Origin of the sequence: Acinetobacter septicus (assembly GCF_019355975.1) — a bacterium.
GTDB classification, from domain to species: Bacteria; Pseudomonadota; Gammaproteobacteria; order Pseudomonadales; family Moraxellaceae; genus Acinetobacter; species Acinetobacter ursingii.
Genome location: NZ_CP079898.1, coordinates 522447 through 545247, shown reverse-complemented (window position 1 = coordinate 545247; position 22801 = coordinate 522447). Strand labels below are relative to the sequence as shown.

The following is a 22801-nucleotide window of genomic DNA, read 5'->3' as shown; positions in this document are numbered from 1 at the left end:
GGAGATGGTTTTATGTTCGCCATCTCCACGTTTATCATTGATTAAAAAGCAAAATCTTCTGCATCTAGCGCCATCACTGATTCAGCGCCGGTTTTAATCGAGGCTGCATGCTGCTGAGTTCGATTTAATAACTTGTCATAAAAGAATTGTGCAGTTTTAAGCTTAGCCGCATAAAACTTCTGTTCAGTGGTGCCTTGATCCAGTTTTTGTTGCGCAACTTTTGCCATACGCGCCCACAGATAGGCAAAAACGATATAACTTGAGTAATATAAATAATCGACTGAAGCTGCTCCGATTTCCTCTGGATTATGCTGTGCTTTAACTGCAATATGCTTGGTAATCTCCAGCCATTCGTTTTTAAGTTTAGACAATTGATCCAGATAAGTTTTTAAACTTGAATTGGACTGATTTTCTTCAACAAACTGATCAATTAAATCAGTCATGTTTTTAAGCAACTTGCCTTCTGATTTGAGTACTTTACGCGCCAGTAAATCGAGTGACTGAATTTCTGTGGTGCCTTCATAAAGCGTAGAAATACGTGCATCTCGAACAATTTGTTCCATGCCATGTTCAACTATGAAACCATGTCCACCAAAAATCTGGACCCCATGTTTGGCAGATTCATTGCCTGATTCAGTTAAAAATGCTTTGGCAATGGGTGTTAAAAATGCCAGTAATTCATCTGATAATTTTTTTTGCGCTTCATCACTTGAGCTTTCAATAATATCTGCGTGTTGTGCCAGAAAATATGCCAAGGCACGTCCACCTTCAGCAAATGCTTTTTGGGTCATCAACATACTACGCACAGCGGGATGTACAATAATTGGGTCTGCATTTTGTGTAGGTTGTTTTGCACCTGTGAGTGCGCGCATGGCTAAACGTTCTTTGGCATAGCCGAGCGCCCCTTGAAAAGCAATTTCAGATGCTGCCAAGCCTTGTACTGCTGTACCAATACGCGCAGTATTCATAAAGGTAAACATGCAATTTAAACCACGATTTTCAGGGCCAATCAAATAACCTTTAGCCGCATCGAAATTCATCACGCAGGTCGCATTGCCATGAATTCCCATTTTGTGTTCAATCGCGCTACACACCACCTGATTACGATCTTGAATATTGCCAGACTCATCAACATTAAATTTGGGTACAATAAATAATGAAATGCCTTTGGTCCCTGATGGTGCATTAGGCAAACGAGCCAGAACAATATGCACAATATTTTCAGCCAGATCGTGCTCACCAGCAGAGATAAAGATTTTCTCGCCTGTAATCGCGTAACTGCCATCTGCCTGGGATTCTGCCTTAGTCCGAATCAAACCTAAATCTGAACCTGCATGCGATTCGGTTAAACACATGGTGCCTGTCCAGATTCCTGCTATCAATTTGGTCAAGAAAGTTTGCTTTTGTTGTTCAGTTCCATGATGCTCCAATGTCCGCATCGCACCATGTGAAAGTCCCTGATACATTGCCCACGACCAGTTCGACGCGCATAACATTTCAGAAATAGCGATCCGCAACAAAGTAGGCATACCCTGCCCCCCATAAACTGGATCAGCCGTCAGTGAGGTAAAACCTAATTCGACATATTTCTGATAGGCTTCTTTAAAACCTTTTGGCGTGGTGACTTTGCCGTGTTCAAAATGACAGCCTTCATGATCACCACTTTGGTTGATCGGAGCAATTTCATTTTCACAAAAATCGGCTGCGGCTTCTAAATACTGATTGATCAAATCGCGACTAAATTGATCTGCATATTTTGGAAACTGTTGATAGTTTTCTTCAACTTCTAACATCTCGTGTAAAACGAATTGCATATCACGCTGTGGGGCTTTATATACAGGCATATCCTATTTCCTTGATTTTCTATTCAACTTAAAAGCATGTTTTAAGTTTCTCAAAATTTATTCTCCTCATAGGTTAAAAATATCTAAAATAATTCCATATTGCAAAATTTATTTCTGCAAATTTCAATTTTATTGACTTTAATTTTTCATGGTTCTTAGTCCAAAAATAAATTTAAATATAATTAAATAATAAAATACAAAATGTTATGAATTTTTTAAATTAAACCTATTTATTTAATAGAAATTTAATTTTTGTTATGCAAAATTTTATTCCGAAAATCCTATTTTTATAGTAAGGTATTTTTCATGTTTTACAGCAAGGATGAATCATGCAAACAGGTTTAGAGTTTTTAACCGCACTCAAAAATGGCGAAGTATCGTCTTCCCCAATGGCACAAACGCTTCCCATGCAGTTGATTGAAGCCTCAAAAGGTAAAGTGATCTATAAAGTGACACCCAATAACACTCATTTAAATGTTCAAGGGGGTGTACATGGTGGTTTTTGCGCGACTGCGCTAGATACAGCAACGGGCGGTGCAGCGCATTCCGTACTTGAAGCCAATGTTGGTTACGGAACGATAGATTTAAATGTCAAAATGATTCGGCCAATGCAGACAGATACGGCTTACTATGCGCATGGTGAATTGATTAATGCAGGTCGAAATATCATTACCACTGAAGGTAAAATTGTGGATGACAATGGAAAAATTTATGCATTTGCTTCAGCGACATTTATGATCATCCGCAAATAAACCTTTAGAAGATTAAGTCTTAGTGACTTAATCTTCTGTCATGAGGTTGTCTCATTTTATAAAAATCATAACGATCAATTACAAAGCTAATAATTGCCATGCCCAAACCAATACTGGCACAGGCAATCCAACCAGAATGTTTCCATGTATAAACTGCAATAAAAGAACCTAATGCTGCTCCACCAAAATACAGGGTCATATAAATTGAATTAATTCGAGATCGTGCTTGTGCAGAAATACGATAGACCAGATTTTGATTAAGTACATGTAAAGCAGATAAACCAAAGTAGGCTAAAATCACACCAACTGCATATAAGATCAAAAATTTCTGCGCAAAAAATAAGGGAATCCAAGCCAGAATAAGCAAACTCAGACTAATCAGAGCCGTGATATTTTCCTGTTGATGTGCAATTTTTTTACCTGCCCACGGTGTTGCAAATACTCCTGCCAGACCAACTATTCCAAAGAGTCCTATTTGAAAGTCATTAAAATGATAAGGTGCATTGGCCAATAAGAATGTCATGGTGGTAAAAATCAGCGCCAAAATACCAAAACCAATACCGCCCACTAATCCTCGACGTATAAGATGTGGTTCATGAACTGCTAAAGTAAATAATGATGCGTAGATTTGCCAGACCTTTAATTTAACTGTCTTTTTTGCAACTGGAAGTTTAAACCAGACAATCGAGGCAAACAGAAGAATAATAAAACCACTTAATAAATAAACAGCATGCCACGTCCAGATCGTCGAAATCAGCCCTGCAATCGAACGGGCTAACAAAATTCCCATGAACAAGCCACTCATCAGGGTTCCCACGACTTGTGGGCTTTTTTGTGGTGTTGCTAAACCTGCGGCAAATGGAACGAGAACCTGAGTAGAAACTGAAAAGAATGTGGAAAGAAAGGTCAAGCTATACAAAGTCGTCAAATTGGGGCTAAAAGAAAGCCCCATTTGAGCCAGACCTGTACAGATCATCAGTACAACAATATATGACCTTTTTTCAAAAAAATCCCCCATAGGAACCAATACAAACAAACCCAGCGCATAAGACAGTTGACCAATTACGATCACCAGTGCGGCTTGATCTGGATTGACTCCCAGAGCATGTGCGATTGAATAAATCAGCGGTTGATTATAATAATTCGATCCAGCACAAATACCGCAAGTCATTGCAAGTATAAATACCAGACTCTTAGACATATCCATATGTTCTGTACTGGATTGAATCATGTTAGACATTTTTTACTCAAATGCTGATTTTAAAATTTATACATCGATACAAAGTTGACACGCGAAATGTCAGCCGTTCTGCCATCAAATACTTTGCGCTCACCTAGATGATATTCCACACCAAAATCCATTTGCGCTGTTGGACTATAAAATAAGTTAGCTGCATAATCGGTTAAACGATCATTGGCATCCTGATTTAATTCAGCATAGTCACTACTGTCATCATATTTAAAGATTGAAGCAGACCAGTTGGTACGCCATTGCTCATTAAACTTATAGGTATAACCAATATTAAATGAATCCAGTGTATTCATCACCAAATCAGTTTTGTCTTTATTTAATGAGAAATCGCCTGATGCATTTAAGCTTGCAGCATTGGCCAAACCATTTTGAGTGGTATATGGCATAAATTTCTGATCACCAACAATATGCTGATAGTTTGCCTGTAAGGACTGTTTTGGCGTAATTTGATATTTCAAACCACCACCAGCTCCCCAACTGACTTTTTTAACATCATCTCTGCCGACATCGACTGATTTTTCGTTGACGAAACCTTGGGCAAGCACAAGCAACGGACCTTCTTTATAGGTATATCGTCCTGTTAAAGATGGAAAAGCAGAAACCCGTGAGCTTGTATATTCAAGTGCAACTTTTAAATCATGATTGTTATCAATTTTCCAGTCATAGCGTACTTGTGGCAAACGTGTATATGAGGTTCCCATAAATTGGGTATAGTCGACTGATTCTGTACGGGTTTCCATATTTGACATCAGTGACCAAGTCTGACCAAACGTCCAGTCTTTATAAGTAAAGAACGCATGTCGAATACGGAACTTGCCATCGCCAGTTCCCATTGTCGAGCTATCAAAGAAATCGGCTTCAATATTACCCGTCACTTTTTTATCTGGGCTAGTGAAGTAAACACCTAAACGGCTGGCATTAATCATCGCATCTGAACGCGGATGATTGGCACGTTTATCATTTTCAAAAGGTGCTTTATAAATACTGCTTGTTGTACGCCCCCCCGTATCTGGTGAGGATTGAAAATCAACAGCCGCATCTAAACGTGCAATTCCGTAGACCTTAACATTATCAGTCCAAGTAACCCATGAAGGTGGAATGGCCTTATCTGTTTTTGCTGAAGAATCAGAAGATTGCACGGTTTTTTTCTCAGCTAATTCGGCATTGGTAGCCAATATTTTTTGCTGATTGGTTTTTTGCAGCTCAAGCTCAGTTTTTAAACGCTGTAATTCTGCTTCAAGCGCATTTATTCGTTGCTCAGTCGTACTTTCTACAGAATTTGCAAAAAGCGCCCCAGAAGCCGTGGCACAAGCCGCAGCTAAAATAAGTTTTTTCATCTTTATTCCTTAAAGATAGAGATTAATCAATCAACTTGTATATGCCCCTGAACATCCGAATTTTCATATACAAGCTATTTTGAAGTACTAAAGTAAAATTTAAATTCGAGCATCCACAAGTGGACATTCTGTTACAGCCTGCAACTCATCAAAAGTTAAACCTTCAACCATTTCAATCACATGTGCTTGTCCACCTTTTAAGTCAATAATGCATAGATCAGTGTAAATTCGATCAACACATTGCTCTCCAGTGATTGGATAACTCAATTGATTCACAATTTTGGCTTCACCTTTTTTAGTGGTGTGCTCCATATAAACAAAAATACGTTTTGCACCAACTGCCAAATCCATTGCGCCACCAACCGCAGGGATATCATCTTCTCGACCTGTATGCCAATTCGCCAGATCACCATTCAATGCAACCTGAAATGCACCCAATACACAGATATCCAAATGTCCGCCACGCATAATGTCGAATGAATCACCATGATGCATAAAACAACCACCTGGTAATAAAGTTACCAGTTCTTTACCCGCATTGACTAAATCTGGATCTTCTTCACCTGGTGCTGGCGGTGGGCCAAATGCCAATACTCCATTTTCAGAATGTAGAAAGATTTCCTTGTCTTTAGGCAAATGTTTGGCAACATTGGTCGGCAATCCAATCCCCAAATTTACATAGGAACCATCAGGAATATCTTTTGCGATAATTACCGCAATTTCTTCACGACTTCTTTTTTGAATGGTCATTTGATATCTCCTACTTTGACAACGTGCTGTACAAATATTCCTGGAGTGATGATGCATTCAGGATCAAGACTACCCAGCTCCACGACATCATTGACCTGTACAATCGTGGTCGTTGCAGCTTTTGCCATAATTGGACCAAAATTACGCGCGGCTTTACGATAAATCAGGTTGCCCCAACGATCGGCTTTGTCCGCATAAATAAAAGCAAAATCGGCATGTAATGGATATTCCAATACATAGTTTTTACCATTGATGGTTCTTGTTTCTTTACCTTCAGCAATCTTTGTACCGTAAGCTGTTGGAGTAAATACGGCCCCAAGTCCTGCACCTGCGGCCTGAATACGGCAAGCCAGATTGCCCTGTGGAACAAGTTCTAGTTCAATTTTTCCAGCACGATATAAGTCAGGAAAAACTGTTGAACTTACAGACTTTGGAAACGAACAAACCAGTTTTTTAACCAGTCCAGCCGTAAATAATTTGGTTAAACCGTTTGGACCCGAAGACGCATTATTATTGATAATGGTCAGCTCTCTTGGTGCAATATCAATAAGCGCTTCCAGTAAAGCTTCTGGTTGACCAGTAGTACCAAATCCACTGGTCATGATGGTTGCACCATCAGGAATCGTTCTTAAGACCGATTCAATATCACTGGTGATCTTATTAATCATATCAATTCATTCCTTCTGTCTTCATTTACAAAGCTTTTTGTAAACTATTCATTACTCAGCCTTTTGCGGATCGTATAATCTGTCTTTGATAAATAAGGTTGGAATCAAACCACATAAAAAGTAGGCCACTCCCATTAACAACAAACCTGCACCAATCGAGTTATGGGTTGCCAAATAACCAATGGCGATCGGGGCAAAAATTGCACCAATTCTTCCAATATTAAATGCACCACCTACCGCAGTTCCCCGAATTGAAGTCGGAAAACTTTCAGTTAAATAGGTGGCATTGATGGCATAAGGAATCCCGTATAAAAATCCAAAAATTAGCATTAACCAGCCAATATTTTCAGCCGTATGGAAATAAACAACGACTGGAATAAATAGCGCAGTCCCCATTGTTCCAAATGCAAATACAATTCGACGGCCAATTCTGTCTGCGACAAAACCAGCGATCACTTTGGCAAACATCATGGTCAGGAAAGTCCCAATCATATAAATTGCCATTTCTTTAAACTTGATTCCCAATTCTGCTTCTAAATATGAAGGCAGCCAGTTACTTACGCCAAAATAACCGAACAATAAAAATCCAGAACTAAATGTCCATAACATCAACATCTTGCCGTGTTGTTTATCTTTAAATAATGCGACATAAGGATTTTCGAGTTTTTGTGCTTTACCTGCTTGCGGGTTTGCCAACTTGAGTGCACGTGCTTTTTTCCATGAGGCAGGCTCTGGAACAAGAAAGAACATCAAAATGGAAAATACAATTGGAATAATGGTAATGAAATACAGCATTCGCCAGCCAAACTCAGGAATAATCCATCCAGATAAAGCCGTGATGACCAATGAACCTAAGGTATAACCAGTCATGAGCGTTGCCAGAACAGTGGTTCTATATTTAGTCGGGACCAGTTCCGACATAAGCGTATTACATGCAATATACAGTGATCCTAAACCCAGACAGGTAATGGTTCTTAAAATAACAATCTGTTCATAAGACTGCGCCAAACCCGTACATGCAGAAAGAATGGCAAACATCGCTGTTGCAATGACAATGACGCGTACACGTCCAAAGCGATCACTTGCCCATCCACCAATCAAACCACCAATCGCCATTCCAAAAATAGACCAGCTCCCGAGTGCTCCTGCCTGTACACTGGTTAAACCAAACTCTGCTTTCAAACTTGTTAGTGTAAAAGCTAAAATCCCAATATCTGCTCCGTCACACAGCAACACCAAAAAACAAAATATAAACGCAGTCATCCAGACTTTTTTTGGCGTCTGAATCACCGTATCTTTCTCAAAACCCAAAACTTCCATTTTCATATTGCCACCTATTTCATTTAGATGAATTTGTTGTACTTTTAAATATTGAATATTTTTAAATACAGACTGGTGATCCATCACCAGTCTGAATAGCACCATTAATCCGCTTTTTGTGGATTAAATAGTCTGTCTTTAATGAATAACAGTGGAATCACACCACAGATAAAATATGCAGCGGCCATCACCAACAGCCCCAAACCAATTGAGCCGCTTTGAGATAAATAACCGATAGTTAATGGAGAGAAAATAGAAAGTACTTTACCAACATTGTATGCACCACCTACTGCTGTACCACGAATCGACGTTGGAAAACTTTCCGTCATATAAGTTGCATTGATGGCATAAGGAATTCCGTAAAGGAAACCAAAGAACAGCATTAACCAAAGAATGTTTGTAGGCGTATTGAGATAAACAATGACTGGGATAAATAAAGCAGTCCCAATGGTTCCAAAAGCAAATACAGCACGACGCCCTAAACGATCTGCAATCATACCTGCAATGATTTTGGCAAAAATCATAATGATGAATGTGCCCACCATATACATGGCCATTTCTTTGAATTTGATACCGAGTTCAGATTCAAGATATGCTGGTAACCAGTTACTGACACCGTAATAGCCAAACTGCAATGCACCTGTACTCACCACCCAAAGCAAAAACATGATGCCGTGTTTCTTTTCTTTAAAGATTTCACGATATGGATTTTCACGCTTAACCGCTTTCATACCGCCTTCGGTTTGTGCTGCACGAAGTTGACGCGATTTTTTCCATGATTCTGGTTCAGGCACCATGAAATACATAAAGAAAGACAAAACAATAGGTGTAATCGCTAACCAATAAAGATAACGCCAGCCATGATCTGGAATAATATGCCCAGCCAATAAAGTCGCAAGTAATGAACCTAATGTATAACCTGTCATTAAGGCTGCAAGAACCGTCGTACGATGTCGGGTCGGTACCATTTCAGACATCAAAACGTTACAGGCAATATACAGTGCGCCCAAGCCCATTGAACCAAAAACACGCACCAGCGCAAATTGTTCAAAGGAATGAGTAAAGCCTAAAGCACAGGTCAAAATTGAAGAGTAAGCAATAAAGAATACGATGATACGTACGCGCCCAAAACGGTCACACGCCCATCCCCCGATCAATCCCCCGATTGCAGAACCGAATAAAGTTAAACTACCTAATGTCCCGGCTTGAACCCCAGTAAGATGAAACTCTGTTTTAAGACTGGTCAAACTTAATGCTAAAAATCCTAAGTCAGCACCGTCACAGAGCAAAGCAAGAAAAGCAAATATAAATGCAGTAATCCAAATTTTTTTAGGCGTTTGAATCGCCTGTATTGTATTACTTGATGTAATTGTATCTGTTGTCATGTCTATTTCCTCAGACAAAAAACACATGAGGCATCCAATTGCCTCATGTCATATAAGATCAGAAGTTAAGCAGTCACTTCCTTAATCATATTTTTAGCAATAATGATTTGTTGAACTTGAGTTGTTCCTTCATAAAGACGGAACAAGCGAACGTCACGATAAAAACGTTCAATTGAATATTCGCTGATATAACCCGCGCCACCATGAATCTGTACGCAGCGATCTGCTACACGACCACACATTTCAGTAGCAAACATTTTTGCGCAAGATGCTTCAGTGCTAATGTTTTGACCTTCATCACGACGACGCGCAGCATCTAAAACCATACATTTGGCTGCATAGATTTCAGCTTTAGAGTCTGCAAGCATGGCTTGAATCAATTGGAAGTTTGCAATCGGTTGACCAAATTGTTTACGCTCTACAGCATAACGAAGTGCGTCATCCAGCATACGTTCCGCCACACCAACACTATATGCACCAATGTGTAGACGACCTTTATCCAAAACTTTCATTGCAGTTTTGAAACCTACGCCCTCTACGCCACCGATTAATGCAGAAGCAGGTACACGACAGTTTTCAAAAATCACATCACAAGTATGTGATCCTTTTTGTCCCATTTTTTTATCAATTTTACCGAGCGTAATTCCTGGGGTATTGGCTTCAACCAAAAATGCAGAAATACCACTTGCACCTTTAATTTCAGGATTAGTACGTGCCATCACTGTAAAAGTCGCAGCATGCGGTGCATTGGTAATAAAACGTTTAGTACCATTTAAAACGTAAAAATCGCCATCTTTTACCGCAGTTGTTTTTAAAGATGCCGCATCAGAACCCGCTTCTGGTTCAGTCAGACAGAAAGAACCAATAATTTCGCCGCTTGCATAACGCGGTAAATATTTTTGTTTCTGCTCTTCAGTACCATCAATGATCAGACCACTTGAACCAATGCCGTTATTTGTACCAATTAACGAACGAAATGCAGGAGAAGTATGACCCAATTCAAAGGCAACATTGACTTCCTCTTCCATCGTGATACCTAAACCGCCGTATTCTTCTGGAATGGTCAAACCGAATAAGCCTAGTTCACGCATTTGCTGAACAATATCTTCAGGAATACGGTCATTTTCAGCAACTTCATGTTCTCTTGGAATCAATTCATTTTTGACAAAATCCCGAATCGTCGAGAGTAATTGTTGCAACATTCCTTCATCGCGGATCATGAGTGATCTCCCATTTCATATATTTCGCTATTGATACCAACTATTTATTTTGCAAATTAGTCAGCACACAAAGTTTCACAAAATCTAGTTCTGCATTAAATTAATTTCATACTACGAGAATTAAAACCATTTTTTCAATACTTTTTTAAAAATAAATTTCGTTAAACGAAATTATGTATCAGCTAGGCTTTATTTTTCAGGCATTTACTGATTTATCAAAAAGTTCAATCAATTAATGTCATAAAAAACACTTGAAAATTTTTGTCGATTAAGCATTATATGAGGAATGTAGTTTTGATATGCGAAACAAAGGATGTAAAAATGACAGATATGAACAAGGATAATTTCGTCGAAATCGATTATTCAATTGAAAAAATAGCAATCGTCAAAATCAACCGCCCTGAATCAAAGAATGCATTAAATACAGAAGTGCGCAAACAACTTGCACAGGCATTTACTGAACTTAGTTTTAATGACGATATTCACGCCATTGTCCTTACAGGTGGTGATGAAGTGTTTGCAGCTGGTGCAGATTTAAAAGAGATGGCAACAGCAGGTTCAACTGACATGATGCTACGCCGTACAGAACGTTATTGGAACGCGATTTCTCAATGTCCAAAACCTGTTATTGCAGCAGTGAATGGCTATGCTCTTGGTGGTGGTTGTGAACTTGCCATGCACAGCGACATTATTATTGCAGGTAAAGGTGCCATTTTTGGTCAGCCTGAAATTAAAGTCGGTTTAATGCCAGGTGCTGGTGGTACACAGCGTTTGTTCCGTGCGGTCGGAAAATTCCATGCGATGCGTATGATTATGACAGGTGCCATGGTTCCAGCAGAAGAAGCTTATATTATGGGTTTAGTCTCTCAAGTGACCGAAGATGACCAAACCATTCCTACTGCTATCAAAATGGCGCAAAGTCTTGCCAAAATGCCACCGATCGCATTGCAACAAATTAAAGAAGTTGCGCTGATGAGTGAAGATGTGCCATTAAACGCTGGCTTAACCTTAGAACGTAAATCTTTCCAATTATTATTTTCGACTGAAGACAAAAACGAAGGAATCAATGCTTTTATAGAAAAACGCAAACCTTCTTATCAAGGCAAATAGGTCTTTACAGTCGAATATTGAGGAAATTAAATTGATGGCGCGTAAAGTATTTATTAGTGCTGGTGGTTCCGGGATTGGTCGATGTATCGCAGAAGCCTTTTTGAAACAAGGCGATGACGTTTTTGTGTGTGATATCAATCAACAAAGCTTGCAACAATTCAAACAGGATTATCCTCAACTACAGATTGCGTATTGTGATCTGGGTCAAATGCATGCGATTCAACCCATGTTTGAAACTGCCATGCAAGCGTTAGGCGGATTAGATATTTTAGTAAATAACACAGGAATTTCTGGCCCTACCGTGGCAGCAGATGAACTGAGTTTTGAAGACTGGACACAGGTTTTAAATTTAAACCTGAACAGTACCTTTATGATGACGAAATTGGCGATCCCTTATCTCAAGCAATCCGATTCAGGTGTCATTATCAATCTTTCCTCGATTGCAGGACGCATGGGTTATCCATTTAGACTGGCCTATTCGACTTCAAAATGGGGAATTATTGGTTTTACCAAAACGCTTTCGATGGAACTGGGTGCCTTTGATATTCGTGTCAATGCAGTTCTTCCCGGTGCAGTCGATGGTGAGCGTGTGCAACGTGTATTACAAGCTCGTGCAGATGCCATGAATATTTCTCTTGAAGAAGTGACTCAAAACGCACTTGCCAATCAATCGCTTAAACAATTTGTCAATCCTAAACATATCGCAGATTTATGCGTTTTTCTCGCATCGGATAGTGCGAGTTCCATCTCTGGGCAAATATTACCGATAGATGGCGATAAACAGCGATTAACCTAATTTTTTATATCTTTATTTTTTAAATGATTACAGTATCTTAGGACAGTTATCATGACACAACAGATCAAAACTATTGCCATTATTGGTGTCGGTGTTATGGGTAGTGGTATTGCCCAGATTGCAGCCCAATCAGGTCACACCACTTATTTGTACGATGCCAAAGCTGGTGCAGCACAGCAAGCCAAAGAAAAATTGGCAGCGACCTTTCAAAAGCTGCTTGATAAAAACAAAATCACAGCTGAACAAGCTGATGCAGCCAATGCAAATCTTTTGATTGCCCATGAACTTAGTGATTTAAAAAGCTGTGATTTGATCGTTGAAGCCATTATTGAGCGTTTAGACATTAAACAATCTTTGATGGATCAGCTTGAAGCGATTGTCCCAGAAACCACAATTTTGGCTTCAAACACTTCATCACTTTCAATTACTGCGATTGCAGCGAATTGTCAGCATCCTGAACGTGTGATTGGCTATCACTTCTTCAATCCTGTTCCACTCATGAAAGTGGTTGAAGTGATTCAAGGTTTAAAAACAGATCCAAAACATGTAGAAACGCTGAACCAACTTTCTCGTGTATTTGGTCATCGCCCAGTGGTGGCAAAAGATACTCCAGGATTTATTATTAATCATGCGGGTCGTGCTTATGGCACTGAAGCTTTAAAAATTTTGAATGAAAATGTCACAGACATCAGTGAAATTGATCGTATTTTACGGGACGGTGTGGGTTTCAGAATGGGCCCCTTTGAACTGATGGATTTAACAGGACTTGATGTTTCACATCCTGTGATGGAATCAATCTATCATCAATATTATGAAGAAGCACGTTATCGTCCAAGTCCACTCACCAAACAAATGCTCGAAGCCAAACAATTGGGTCGCAAAGTTGGTCAGGGTTTTTATGACTATCGTACAGGTAGCAAAACAGGTGAAACACCTGCCAAAGTGGTTGAACGTTTAGAACGTTACCCTACTGTATGGATTGCGGCTGATTTTGCAGACGACAAAAAACTGCTTGAAGCCTATCTCACTACACAAAATATTCAACTGGATACAGGAACAATGCCTCAAGCAGATAGCTTATGTTTATTGGCTTGTTATGGTGAAGATACCACACATGCAGCGAAACGTTTCAATGTAAACCCTGCGCATAGTGTCGCGATTGATATGCTGTATGGCATTGAAAAACATCGTACCTTGATGCCTTCACTTGCCACCCAAGCCGATTATGTTCAGGCCGCGCATTCAATATTCAACCTTGATGGTGCATTAGTCAGCATGATTGCTGAAAGCACAGGTTTTGTCGCGCAACGTGTATTGGCGATGGTGATTAATTTAGGTTGTGACATTGCACAACAAAATATTGCAACGGTTGACGACATCAACGCTGCTGTTCGTCTAGGTTTGGGTTATCCGTACGGCCCAATCGAATGGGGTGACGTACTCGGTTCAGATAAAATTTTACTGATCCTAAATCGCATTTCCGAATTAACTTACGATCCGCGTTATCGCCCTAGCCCGTGGTTACAACGCCGTGTCGCACTGAATCTTCCACTTACTTTTACTGCTTAATTTAAAAAGGGAATTTACTCCATGTTAAACGCATATATTTACGATGGTTTACGTACTCCATTTGGTCGCCATGCAGGTGAACTTGCTTCGATTCGTCCAGATGACTTAGCTGGCTTGGTCATTCAGCGTTTGATTGAAAAAACAGGCGTACCGGGTGCCGATATTGAAGATGTCATTTTTGGTGATACCAATCAGGCCGGTGAAGACAGCCGTAACGTGGCACGTCATGCTGCATTATTAGCAGGCTTACCTGTGACTGTGCCGGGTCAAACGGTCAATCGTTTATGTGCCAGTGGTTTAGGTGCAATTATCGATTCTGCGCGCGCGATCACTTGTGGCGAAGGCGATTTATATGTCGCGGGTGGCGTAGAAAGCATGTCTCGCGCTCCTTTTGTCATGGGTAAAGCAGAAAGTGCATATAGCCGCGATGCTAAAATCTATGACACCACTATTGGTTCACGTTTTCCGAATAAAAAGATCGTGGCACAGTATGGCGGTCATTCTATGCCTGAAACAGGTGATAATGTCGCCGTTGAATATGGCATTACTCGTGAACAGGCTGACTTATTTGCTGCTCAATCTCAAGCGAAATACCAAAAAGCAAAAGAAGAAGGCTTTTTTGAAGGTGAAATCACTGCGGTTGAAGTCTCTCAAGGTAAGAAATTGCCGCCAAAACAAGTTAGTGAAGATGAACACCCTCGCCCAAGCTCAACCGTTGAAGCTTTAACTAAGCTTAAACCATTATTTGAAGGTGGTGTGGTCACTGCTGGTAATGCGTCAGGCATTAATGATGGTGCTGCTGCGGTATTGATCGGTTCAGAAGCTGCTGGTCAAAAATATGGTCTTAAGCCAATGGCAAAAATTTTGTCTGCGGCTGCGGCTGGTGTTGAACCACGCATCATGGGTGCAGGTCCGATTGAAGCAATTAAAAAAGCGGTATCTCGTGCAGGCTTAACATTAGATGACCTAGATATTATTGAAATCAATGAAGCATTTGCTTCACAGGTTTTGTCTTGCTTAAAAGGTCTAGGGGTTGACTTTAATGACCCACGTGTCAATCCAAATGGTGGTGCAATCGCCGTTGGTCATCCTTTAGGTGCGTCTGGCGCGCGTTTGGCATTGACTGTTGCACGCGAGTTACAGCGTCGTAATAAAAAATATGCTGTTGTCAGCCTATGTATTGGCGTTGGTCAAGGTTTAGCAATGGTCATTGAGAACGTCGCTTAACCATCAAAACATATCCATTCATCATAACCATGTTTATGATGAATGGATTCATTTTACAATGCAAAATAAAATGCTCTATGATCAGGAGATCCTTTTTAATTTGAGAATTCAATGTCGCAACACGCTGAAAGTAAAAAGAATGATAAAACACTCAATTTTGATGAAATTCGCCTAGATCCTATTTCTCATATTCATCGTGAAAATAACCCTCAATTTATTGCATCTTTGGCACGTGGTTTAGAACTACTACGTTGTTTCTCATTGCAACATCAAGTCTTAGGTAATTTAGAATTAGCCAAAATGACAGGTTTACCTAAGCCGACCATTGCCCGCATTTGTAATACTTTAGTTAGCTTAGGCTATTTGAAACAGATGCCTGATTCTCCTAAATATATGCTCGATATTGGCGTGCTTTCTTTGGGTTATGCTGCATTATCAAATCTAACCATTCGCACTACGGCACATCCTTTTATGGAAGAAATGAGCCTTTATGCGCAAGCACCTGTAGCGTTAGCAGCTCGCGATCGTCTGAATATGCTTTATCTGGATGTCGTTCAAACCAATAGCACCTTACGTCGCCCGATTGGTTCAACATTACCGCTATATAGTAGCTCGATGGGTCGAGCCTGCTTGGTGGCAACACCTGAATACGAACGGAATTTAATTTTAGAGGCCATACAAAAACGAGAACCAGAACAATGGCCACAGATTCAGGAACAGCTTGATCGGGCTTTTGAACAATATGCCAAATATGGTTATTGCCTTTCTTTAGGCGAATGGCAGCAAGGTATTAATTCTGTCGCTGTACCATTAATCAGTTCCAAACACGGTTTATATGTTTTTAACTGTGGTTCACCCTCTTATCTATTAAGTGCAGAAAAAACCATTGAAGAGATTGGCCCGCGTTTGAAATATATGGTGAATAGCATTCAGGATGCCTTAACAGAAAGCTTATAAATCAAATCATCAAAAAAGGAGCAATTGATGATATCAATGCTCCTTCTCGCTTTAATGGTACTGGCTTAGCCTTGCTGAACCACTTTCTTGTCTTTTAAATCTTGTAGCTCTGTTGGCGTTAAAAACCGATCTAAAATAGAGTCTGTATCTTCGCCTAGATATGGCGGAGTTTTAACATACTGTACCGGTGTTTTAGAGAGCTTGATGGGTGAGCCAATCGAGACATAATCGGAACGTAGTGGATGCTGCATATTTACGACCATTTCCCGAAAAACGACCTGTTCTTCTTCTAAAGTCTGCTGCAAATTATTGATCATCCCTACTGGTACTTTTACCGCATGAATACGCTCCACCCAAGCTTGAGCAGGCTGTGTCATAAAATGCTGTTGTAAAATGGCACTGATTTCTTCGCGATGAGTGACACGACCTTTATTCTTTTCAAATTTCGGGTCTTTGCACAGTTCAGGCAAACCAATGCTTTCACATAAAGCCTTAAACTGCTGGTCATTACCGCAGGCAATAATAAATTCGCCCTCTTGGGCTTTAAACACTTGATAAGGCACGATATTAGCATGTGCATTACCAAAACGGCCCGGCACTTTTGCAGAAGTCAAATAATTCATCGCCAAAACCGAAAGTGAAGCGACTTGCGTATCGAGTAGTGCCATATCGATGTGCTGCCCTTCACCTGTGGTCACACGTGATAACAGTGCCGCTTGAATCGCAATCGCAGCGTATAAACCTGTAGTGAGGTCAGCAAATGCCAAACCTGCTTTTTGTGGCCCGCCACCGGGCAAATCATCACGCTCACCTGTGACACTCATCATGCCACCCATGCCTTGAATGATAAAATCGTAGCCGGGTTCTGCTGCACGTGGGCCTTTTTGTCCAAAACCAGTAATTGAGCAATACACGAGTTTTGGATTAATCTGACTTAAGCTTTCATAGTCAAGCCCGTATTTTTTAAGAGAACCTGCTTTATAGTTTTCAATTAAAACGTCACTTTCTAGCACCATTTTTTTAATCAGGGCTTGACCTTCGGCAGTTGCCATATCAATGGCAACTGAATGCTTACCACGATTTGTAGACAAATAATAAGCCGATTCACCCGTGTCCTGACCGTTATCATTTTTAAGAAATGGAGGCCCCCAGATGCGTGTATCATCACCCTGAAATGGTTTTTCAATCTTGATGACCTCTGCACCCAAGTCTGCCAAAATCTGGCTACACCAAGGTCCAGCTAGGATTCGACTTAAGTCCAGAACCCTAAATCCTGTTAAGGCACTCATATTCTTCCTCATTATTGTTGATTAAATTTAACTATTCCCAAGATCGAGTAAATTGAATATGTCTTACTCGATTTTTTATAATAAATTAAAATATCGCATTGCAAAATATAATTCTATTATTATTGTAAAAAAATTGTTTTTTCATTAAGCTTGATGAATCCCTCTATGTGTAATCAAAAATTGCACTAAAAAAATTCAAGTGAACCTGCATGAAATCGTCGAGTATCTATACACCAACCGTTATTTTGATGGCAGTTGCGGCTGGTATTTGCTCAGGAAGTAATTATTTTAGTCAGCCCCTAATCCATTCAATGGCAGTGGCATTACATCTTTCAGAAACAACCGTTGCATGGGTACCTACACTCGCGCAAATCGCTTATGCCAGTGGACTGCTTTTGTTAATGCCTCTAGGAGATATCCTTGAGAAAAGGCGACTATTATTTATCTTAATGCTGCTCGCCTCTTTGGGCTTATTGATCAGTGGATTTTCTAGCCATATTGGCTGGATCATGTTTGGTACATTAATTACAGGCTTATTTTCGGTTTCTGCACAACTTTTATTACCATTGGCTGCAAGTTTAGTCCCCATTCAGCACAGTGGTCGAGTCGTTGGTTTTCTGATTAGCGGCTTAATGATTGGTATTTTATTGGCACGTTCCTTATCAGGACTAATGTCAACATTGTTTGCATGGAATATTATCTATCAGATTAGTGGCTTTTTATTACTCATCATAGCAGTTGTCTTATATAATAAAATCGGCTCTTTTCCTGCTACGCAGTCCGAAAGTTATTTTAAAACCATTCGTTCCATTCCTGTTATTTTTAAACAAAATCAACGTTTACGTCGTCGAACCTACATTGGTTTTTTAACCTTTGCAGGAATCAGCATGACCTTTACCACGATGTCGCTTTTACTTGCTCCTGCACCTTATTATTTTAGTGACTTTACCATTGGTTTATTTGGTTTTGTGGGAATTATTGGGACATTTATTGCCAACTTTTCAGGTAAATATATCGATCAGGGTTATATTCATAAGATTTCAATTAGCTGTGGTATTGGTCTGATTTTAAGTTGGTTGTTATTTACTTTATTGCCGTTTTCTTTTGTTTATTATGTGATTGCGACAATTTTAATTTATTCATGTCTTTCAGCAGTTCATGTTACCAATCAAAGCATCGTGTTTAAGCTTAATCAACAACTCAGATCAAGATTCAATGCAATTTATATGACTGGCTATTTTACAGGTGGCGCAGTTGGCACAACCGCTGGAAGCTATGCATGGCGGCATTTTGGTTGGAATGGAGTATGTATATTAGGCATTATTTTTGCTATTTTAGCACTTTATTGTTGTCTTCGAGATGCAAAACTTTCCCCAATTATGGATAAATAAAAACCAGTAATATTTTGAGTATTACTGGTTAAATATCTGATTTTTTTTCATCATCATTTAAACCTTCTTTATTTTCTCCCAAAAGAGAAATAAAAAGGAATGATTTAAGAAATCTATAAAAAATAAAATTAACCAATTTCAGTTTTTATATTATTGACCATGTGTAATAAACGCGGTGCAATATCTTCTTCTAGCTTTTCACGTTTCATAATAAAGCTTGGACCACCACAGTTAAAGACTAAAAGACCATGTTGCTCATGCAATAAAGGCACCGCGACCGAATTCACATCTTTATGCCAATCACCCATAGAAAAGCAATAGCCAAAATCCTGATAGTCTTTAAATGCTTTATCCAGATCACGGTTGATCTTGATCCAGTCTTCCTTGTGTTTAAGGCGAATTGCATTGAGTAAAAAGTCACGTTCATCTTCAGGCATTGCGGCTAGACAGGCACGACCCATCGAACTTAAGTGAATGGGCAAATAGGTTCCAACCTGACGACGCATGGTGACATTGCCTTTGCCCTGCACTACATCCAGATAAATCATATTCAGACGATCACGCGTCGACATGGCCACCGCAGCGCCCGCATAATCAGCCAACTCTTTCATATAAGGCTGAGCAATAGATCTTACCGAGACATTGGCAAGCATCGAATAACCAAAAGCCAAAACACCTACAGATAATTGAAATTTAGTTGAATTTGGTACTTGGCGAATATAACCCAAACGCGACAATGTATGGGTCAAACGCGTAATCGTTGGTTTGGGTAGCCCCGTCATTTGTGATAATTCTTGATTACCCAAATGTGGCTGTTTGGCTGAAAAGCAACGTAAAAGCTCTAAACCACGTGCAAGTGCAGTAATAAACTGACGATCGTCCTCTTCTTGCATGTCTTCAATAGGATGAAGTAATTCATGGCGTAGCGGAACCAGTAGTTTTTCCGTTTGTTCGGTTTCGTTTAAATCAGTCATGGTATTAGAGCGCACTCAAATCTATTAATGTTTCGCAATGCGAAAATTATAATCTATTTATTCTATCAATAGCAAAAGAAGCATGTACAAAAACGTTTACTTCTTTTGCTATTACCGCCTTTTTGTAATCTTATTCTACAATCCCTTTCGATTTTAACTCATCCAGTGTTGATTTAGATAAGATCCTTGAAAGTATTTCATCGGTATGTTGTCCCAACATCGGTGGCGCACGTTTGTACTCAATAGGTGTACGTGACATTTTGATTGGAGAACCAATCACTTTTAAATGTTGACGTTGTGGATGTGGCATATCGACTAACATTTTCCGTTCCACGACTTGTGGTTCTTCAAATGCTTGCTCTAGGTTATTAATCACACCGACAGGGACTTTTGCCGCATGAATTGCAGCAACCCATTCATCAGCTGTTTTGCTTGCAAAATGTGTTGAAAGTAGATCGGTAATCTCTCCTCTATGCTTGATACGATCCGCATTTCGAGTAAATTTTGGATCATTCGGAAGTTCTGGCAAACCAATTGCCTGACAGAGCTGAATAAATTGTGTGTCATTACCACAGGCAATAATAAAATCGCGATCGCAAGCTTTAAACACTTGATAAGGCACGATATTGGCGTGGGCATTACCATAGCGACCAGGCACTTTACCTGATGCAAGATAATTCATCCCTTGATTAGCCAATGTTGCAATTTGCACATCAAGCAATGCCATATCAATGTATTGCCCCAAGCCTGTAATATTTCGATTGAGTAAAGCCGCCTGAATCGCAATTGTAGAATACAAACCTGTTGTAATATCGGAAAATGCAATGCCTAATTTTTGTGGTCCGCCACCCGGTAAGTCATCTTTTTCACCCGTCACGGACATCAGTCCGCCCATGCCTTGAATGATAAAGTCATAACCCGGTTCTTCAGCACGAGGACCAGTCTGCCCAAAACCCGTGATTGAACAATAGATCAATTTGGGATTGAGTTTAGATAAAGTTTCATAATCCAGACCATATTTCTTTAATGAACCTGTCTTATAGTTTTCAATCACAACATCTGACTCAAGCGCCAAAGCCCGAACCACTTCCTGCCCTTCAGGAGTTGCGATATCAATGGCGACAGAAAGCTTATTACGATTAGTCGATTGATAATATGCCGCTTCGTGTGTATCGCGTCCTTCATCGTCTTTCATCCATGGTGGTCCCCATGCACGCGTATCATCGCCACGTTTAGGACGTTCAACTTTAATGACTTCAGCACCCAAATCTGCCAAAATTTGACCACACCATGGTCCTGCTAGTACCCGACTTAAATCTAGAACACGAAATCCTTCTAGAGCACCCATATTTTTTCCTATAACGATCAGAATCAGCAAAAGAATTAATATTAAAAATTAATATTAAGTTTCGCATAGCGATATTAAATAACTAATATACACCCATTACCTGTAATAGCAAATACTGAGCAGTTCACGACTAAAGTCGTAGTTTTTGCTTTTCACAAAATTTTTCATTAAAAAACATAAATTTAATATACATAATAAAATATCGCTGTGCGATACTTATTTTTATAATTATTGTTTTATTTGACTCTTTGTTTTACTATCCGAAAAATTTTAGAAATCTCCCACATAAATTTTCCGATTTTTAAATCACTAAAAATTCGGTGTTGTGCTTTGGGAATCTCCTCTGTGGTAAAGGAACTGCTGTGAACACAAACAAACTGACGTCCAAAATTGGACCAAATACATGGAAAATTGCATTTCTATTTGCATTTTTAGTACTGTTGGTTGATGGTGCTGATCTGATGCTGCTTTCATATAGCTTAAATAGTATTAAAGCAGATTTCGGATTAACTTCAGTCGAAGCGGGGATGTTAGGAAGTTTTACCTTAGCAGGTATGGCGGTTGGTGGGATTTTCGGCGGTTGGGCCTCTGACCGTTTTGGGCGTGTTCGTATCGTCGTTATTTCTATCCTGACATTTTCCATCTTAACCTGTGGATTAGGTTTAACTCACAGCTTTTTACAGTTTGGAATTTTACGTTTCTTTGCTTCACTCGGCTTAGGTTCTTTATATATTGCCTGTAATACGCTGATGGCTGAATATGTGCCTACACGCTACCGCACTACAGTTTTGGGAACATTACAAGCAGGCTGGACAGTCGGCTATATCGTAGCAACCTTGCTTGCAGGCTGGATTATTCCTGAGCATGGCTGGCGCATGCTGTTTTTTATTGCGATCATTCCTGTGATCATGGCTGTATTGATGCAAATTCTTGTACCTGAACCAGCAGCATGGCAGCAAGCACGCTTACAACCAATCCAAAATAATGAACAGCCAAAAGAATCTGCATTTAAACTGATTTTTCAGGATAAACGTAACCGCAATATGTTTATCTTGTGGGCACTCACCGCAGGCTTCTTGCAGTTTGGTTATTATGGTGTAAATAACTGGATGCCATCGTACCTTGAAAGTGAACTTGGGATGAAGTTTAAAGAAATGACTGCCTATATGGTTGGTACATATACTGCCATGATTTTAGGTAAAATTTTGGCTGGGTTCATGGCAGATAAATTAGGTCGTCGTTTTACTTATGCATTTGGTGCAATTGGTACAGCCATCTTCCTACCTTTAATTGTGTTCTATAACTCACCAGACAACATTTTATATTTATTGGTAATCTTTGGCTTTTTATACGGTATTCCATACGGCGTAAATGCAACCTATATGACTGAAAGCTTCCCAACGGCAATTCGTGGTACAGCCATTGGTGGTGCTTATAACGTAGGACGTTTAGGTGCAGCCATTGCCCCAGCAACCATTGGTTTCTTGGCTTCTGGTGGTTCTATTGGACTTGGTTTTGTGGTCATGGGCGCAGCTTACTTCATTTGTGGTGTGATTCCAGCGCTGTTTATTAAAGAGAAACAATTTGATCCGCAAAAATCTTAATTAATCAT

The 22801-nt window shown here is 39.8% G+C and carries 19 protein-coding genes; 8 read left to right on the top strand and 11 right to left on the bottom strand.

The window, feature by feature from the left end; all coding sequences use genetic code 11:
• Positions 1 to 41: 41 nt before the first annotated feature.
• Positions 42 to 1844: an acyl-CoA dehydrogenase C-terminal domain-containing protein gene (locus I6L31_RS02740; RefSeq protein ID WP_005004360.1), complete on the bottom strand. Its 1803-nt coding sequence runs from the start codon at positions 1842 to 1844 to the stop codon at positions 42 to 44.
• Between the two features lie 329 nt (positions 1845 to 2173).
• Here I6L31_RS02740 and I6L31_RS02735 point away from each other — a divergent pair, with 329 nt between their 5' ends.
• Complete coding sequence (locus I6L31_RS02735; RefSeq protein ID WP_004987676.1) at positions 2174 to 2596, top strand: PaaI family thioesterase; 423 nt, start codon at positions 2174 to 2176, stop codon at positions 2594 to 2596.
• Positions 2597 to 2615: 19 nt separating this feature from the next.
• On the opposite strand, the gene I6L31_RS02730 is transcribed toward I6L31_RS02735, so the two are convergent.
• From I6L31_RS02730 to I6L31_RS02700, 7 genes are all read right to left on the bottom strand, one after another.
• Complete coding sequence (locus I6L31_RS02730) at positions 2616 to 3827, bottom strand: MFS transporter (RefSeq protein ID WP_370685029.1); 1212 nt, start codon at positions 3825 to 3827, stop codon at positions 2616 to 2618.
• Between the two features lie 29 nt (positions 3828 to 3856).
• On the bottom strand, positions 3857 to 5185 hold the full coding sequence (dcaP, locus tag I6L31_RS02725; protein WP_004987672.1) for an outer membrane trimeric porin-like protein DcaP: 1329 nt from the start codon (positions 5183 to 5185) through the stop codon (positions 3857 to 3859).
• A gap of 99 nt (positions 5186 to 5284) precedes the next feature.
• The gene (locus I6L31_RS02720) at positions 5285 to 5935 is read right to left on the bottom strand and encodes a 3-oxoacid CoA-transferase subunit B (protein WP_004987666.1); all 651 of its coding nucleotides are present in this window, start codon (positions 5933 to 5935) and stop codon (positions 5285 to 5287) included.
• Positions 5932 to 6603 carry a 3-oxoacid CoA-transferase subunit A gene (locus I6L31_RS02715; protein ID WP_004987665.1) on the bottom strand — a complete coding sequence of 224 codons (672 nt, stop codon included), beginning with the start codon at positions 6601 to 6603 and terminating at the stop codon, positions 5932 to 5934. Before I6L31_RS02715 ends, I6L31_RS02720 begins: the two co-directional genes overlap by 4 nt.
• Positions 6604 to 6654: 51 nt before the next feature.
• Complete coding sequence (locus I6L31_RS02710; protein WP_026039979.1) at positions 6655 to 7929, bottom strand: MFS transporter; 1275 nt, start codon at positions 7927 to 7929, stop codon at positions 6655 to 6657.
• Between the two features lie 98 nt (positions 7930 to 8027).
• Complete coding sequence (locus I6L31_RS02705; RefSeq protein WP_004987661.1) at positions 8028 to 9308, bottom strand: MFS transporter; 1281 nt, start codon at positions 9306 to 9308, stop codon at positions 8028 to 8030.
• 65 nt (positions 9309 to 9373) lie between these two features.
• On the bottom strand, positions 9374 to 10528 hold the full coding sequence (locus tag I6L31_RS02700; RefSeq protein WP_004997831.1) for an acyl-CoA dehydrogenase family protein: 1155 nt from the start codon (positions 10526 to 10528) through the stop codon (positions 9374 to 9376).
• 321 nt (positions 10529 to 10849) lie between these two features.
• Here I6L31_RS02700 and I6L31_RS02695 point away from each other — a divergent pair, with 321 nt between their 5' ends.
• The 5 genes from I6L31_RS02695 (at position 10850) to I6L31_RS02675 (ending at position 16187) form a co-directional block, all read left to right on the top strand.
• Positions 10850 to 11638 carry an enoyl-CoA hydratase gene (locus I6L31_RS02695; protein WP_005004357.1) on the top strand — a complete coding sequence of 263 codons (789 nt, stop codon included), beginning with the start codon at positions 10850 to 10852 and terminating at the stop codon, positions 11636 to 11638.
• Positions 11639 to 11672: 34 nt separating this feature from the next.
• Positions 11673 to 12434, top strand: coding sequence for an SDR family oxidoreductase (locus tag I6L31_RS02690; protein WP_005004355.1), 762 nt, complete (start codon positions 11673 to 11675; stop codon positions 12432 to 12434).
• Positions 12435 to 12485: 51 nt separating this feature from the next.
• Positions 12486 to 14003, top strand: coding sequence for a 3-hydroxyacyl-CoA dehydrogenase (locus I6L31_RS02685; protein WP_005004351.1), 1518 nt, complete (start codon positions 12486 to 12488; stop codon positions 14001 to 14003).
• 21 nt (positions 14004 to 14024) lie between these two features.
• A complete protein-coding gene (locus tag I6L31_RS02680) occupies positions 14025 to 15230 on the top strand; it encodes a 3-oxoadipyl-CoA thiolase (protein ID WP_005004349.1) in 1206 nt (401 codons plus the stop codon).
• Positions 15231 to 15341: 111 nt separating this feature from the next.
• The gene (locus tag I6L31_RS02675) at positions 15342 to 16187 is read left to right on the top strand and encodes an IclR family transcriptional regulator (protein ID WP_004987652.1); all 846 of its coding nucleotides are present in this window, start codon (positions 15342 to 15344) and stop codon (positions 16185 to 16187) included.
• Positions 16188 to 16252: 65 nt separating this feature from the next.
• On the opposite strand, the gene I6L31_RS02670 is transcribed toward I6L31_RS02675, so the two are convergent.
• Complete coding sequence (locus tag I6L31_RS02670) at positions 16253 to 17476, bottom strand: CaiB/BaiF CoA transferase family protein (protein WP_004987651.1); 1224 nt, start codon at positions 17474 to 17476, stop codon at positions 16253 to 16255.
• Between the two features lie 209 nt (positions 17477 to 17685).
• Between I6L31_RS02670 and I6L31_RS02665 the strand changes: the two genes are divergently transcribed.
• Positions 17686 to 18867: an MFS transporter gene (locus tag I6L31_RS02665; protein ID WP_005004347.1), complete on the top strand. Its 1182-nt coding sequence runs from the start codon at positions 17686 to 17688 to the stop codon at positions 18865 to 18867.
• 128 nt (positions 18868 to 18995) lie between these two features.
• On the opposite strand, the gene I6L31_RS02660 is transcribed toward I6L31_RS02665, so the two are convergent.
• Together I6L31_RS02660 and I6L31_RS02655 are read right to left on the bottom strand one after the other, a co-directional pair.
• A complete protein-coding gene (locus tag I6L31_RS02660) occupies positions 18996 to 19841 on the bottom strand; it encodes an IclR family transcriptional regulator (RefSeq protein WP_004987648.1) in 846 nt (281 codons plus the stop codon).
• A gap of 130 nt (positions 19842 to 19971) precedes the next feature.
• Complete coding sequence (locus I6L31_RS02655; protein WP_005004346.1) at positions 19972 to 21189, bottom strand: CaiB/BaiF CoA transferase family protein; 1218 nt, start codon at positions 21187 to 21189, stop codon at positions 19972 to 19974.
• A gap of 362 nt (positions 21190 to 21551) precedes the next feature.
• Between I6L31_RS02655 and I6L31_RS02650 the strand changes: the two genes are divergently transcribed.
• A complete protein-coding gene (locus I6L31_RS02650) occupies positions 21552 to 22793 on the top strand; it encodes an MFS transporter (RefSeq protein WP_005004344.1) in 1242 nt (413 codons plus the stop codon).
• Positions 22794 to 22801 lie beyond the last annotated feature (8 nt).

Excerpts from the sequence above, each read along its gene's own strand:
- dcaP (WP_004987672.1), bottom strand. The coding sequence starts at position 5,185 with ATGAAAAAACTTATTTTAGCTGCGGCTTGTGCCACGGCTTCTGGGGCG.
- I6L31_RS02670 (WP_004987651.1), bottom strand. The coding sequence starts at position 17,476 with ATGAGTGCCTTAACAGGATTTAGGGTTCTGGACTTAAGTCGAATCCTA.
- I6L31_RS02680 (WP_005004349.1), top strand. The coding sequence starts at position 14,025 with ATGTTAAACGCATATATTTACGATGGTTTACGTACTCCATTTGGTCGC.
- I6L31_RS02735 (WP_004987676.1), top strand. The coding sequence starts at position 2,174 with ATGCAAACAGGTTTAGAGTTTTTAACCGCACTCAAAAATGGCGAAGTA.
- I6L31_RS02710 (WP_026039979.1), bottom strand. The coding sequence starts at position 7,929 with ATGAAAATGGAAGTTTTGGGTTTTGAGAAAGATACGGTGATTCAGACG.
- I6L31_RS02720 (WP_004987666.1), bottom strand. The coding sequence starts at position 5,935 with ATGACCATTCAAAAAAGAAGTCGTGAAGAAATTGCGGTAATTATCGCA.
- I6L31_RS02675 (WP_004987652.1), top strand. The coding sequence starts at position 15,342 with ATGTCGCAACACGCTGAAAGTAAAAAGAATGATAAAACACTCAATTTT.
- I6L31_RS02715 (WP_004987665.1), bottom strand. The coding sequence starts at position 6,603 with ATGATTAATAAGATCACCAGTGATATTGAATCGGTCTTAAGAACGATT.
- I6L31_RS02690 (WP_005004355.1), top strand. The coding sequence starts at position 11,673 with ATGGCGCGTAAAGTATTTATTAGTGCTGGTGGTTCCGGGATTGGTCGA.
- I6L31_RS02695 (WP_005004357.1), top strand. The coding sequence starts at position 10,850 with ATGACAGATATGAACAAGGATAATTTCGTCGAAATCGATTATTCAATT.
- I6L31_RS02705 (WP_004987661.1), bottom strand. The coding sequence starts at position 9,308 with ATGACAACAGATACAATTACATCAAGTAATACAATACAGGCGATTCAA.
- I6L31_RS02655 (WP_005004346.1), bottom strand. The coding sequence starts at position 21,189 with ATGGGTGCTCTAGAAGGATTTCGTGTTCTAGATTTAAGTCGGGTACTA.
- I6L31_RS02730 (WP_370685029.1), bottom strand. The coding sequence starts at position 3,827 with ATGATTCAATCCAGTACAGAACATATGGATATGTCTAAGAGTCTGGTA.
- I6L31_RS02685 (WP_005004351.1), top strand. The coding sequence starts at position 12,486 with ATGACACAACAGATCAAAACTATTGCCATTATTGGTGTCGGTGTTATG.
- I6L31_RS02700 (WP_004997831.1), bottom strand. The coding sequence starts at position 10,528 with ATGATCCGCGATGAAGGAATGTTGCAACAATTACTCTCGACGATTCGG.
- I6L31_RS02740 (WP_005004360.1), bottom strand. The coding sequence starts at position 1,844 with ATGCCTGTATATAAAGCCCCACAGCGTGATATGCAATTCGTTTTACAC.
- I6L31_RS02665 (WP_005004347.1), top strand. The coding sequence starts at position 17,686 with ATGAAATCGTCGAGTATCTATACACCAACCGTTATTTTGATGGCAGTT.
- I6L31_RS02660 (WP_004987648.1), bottom strand. The coding sequence starts at position 19,841 with ATGACTGATTTAAACGAAACCGAACAAACGGAAAAACTACTGGTTCCG.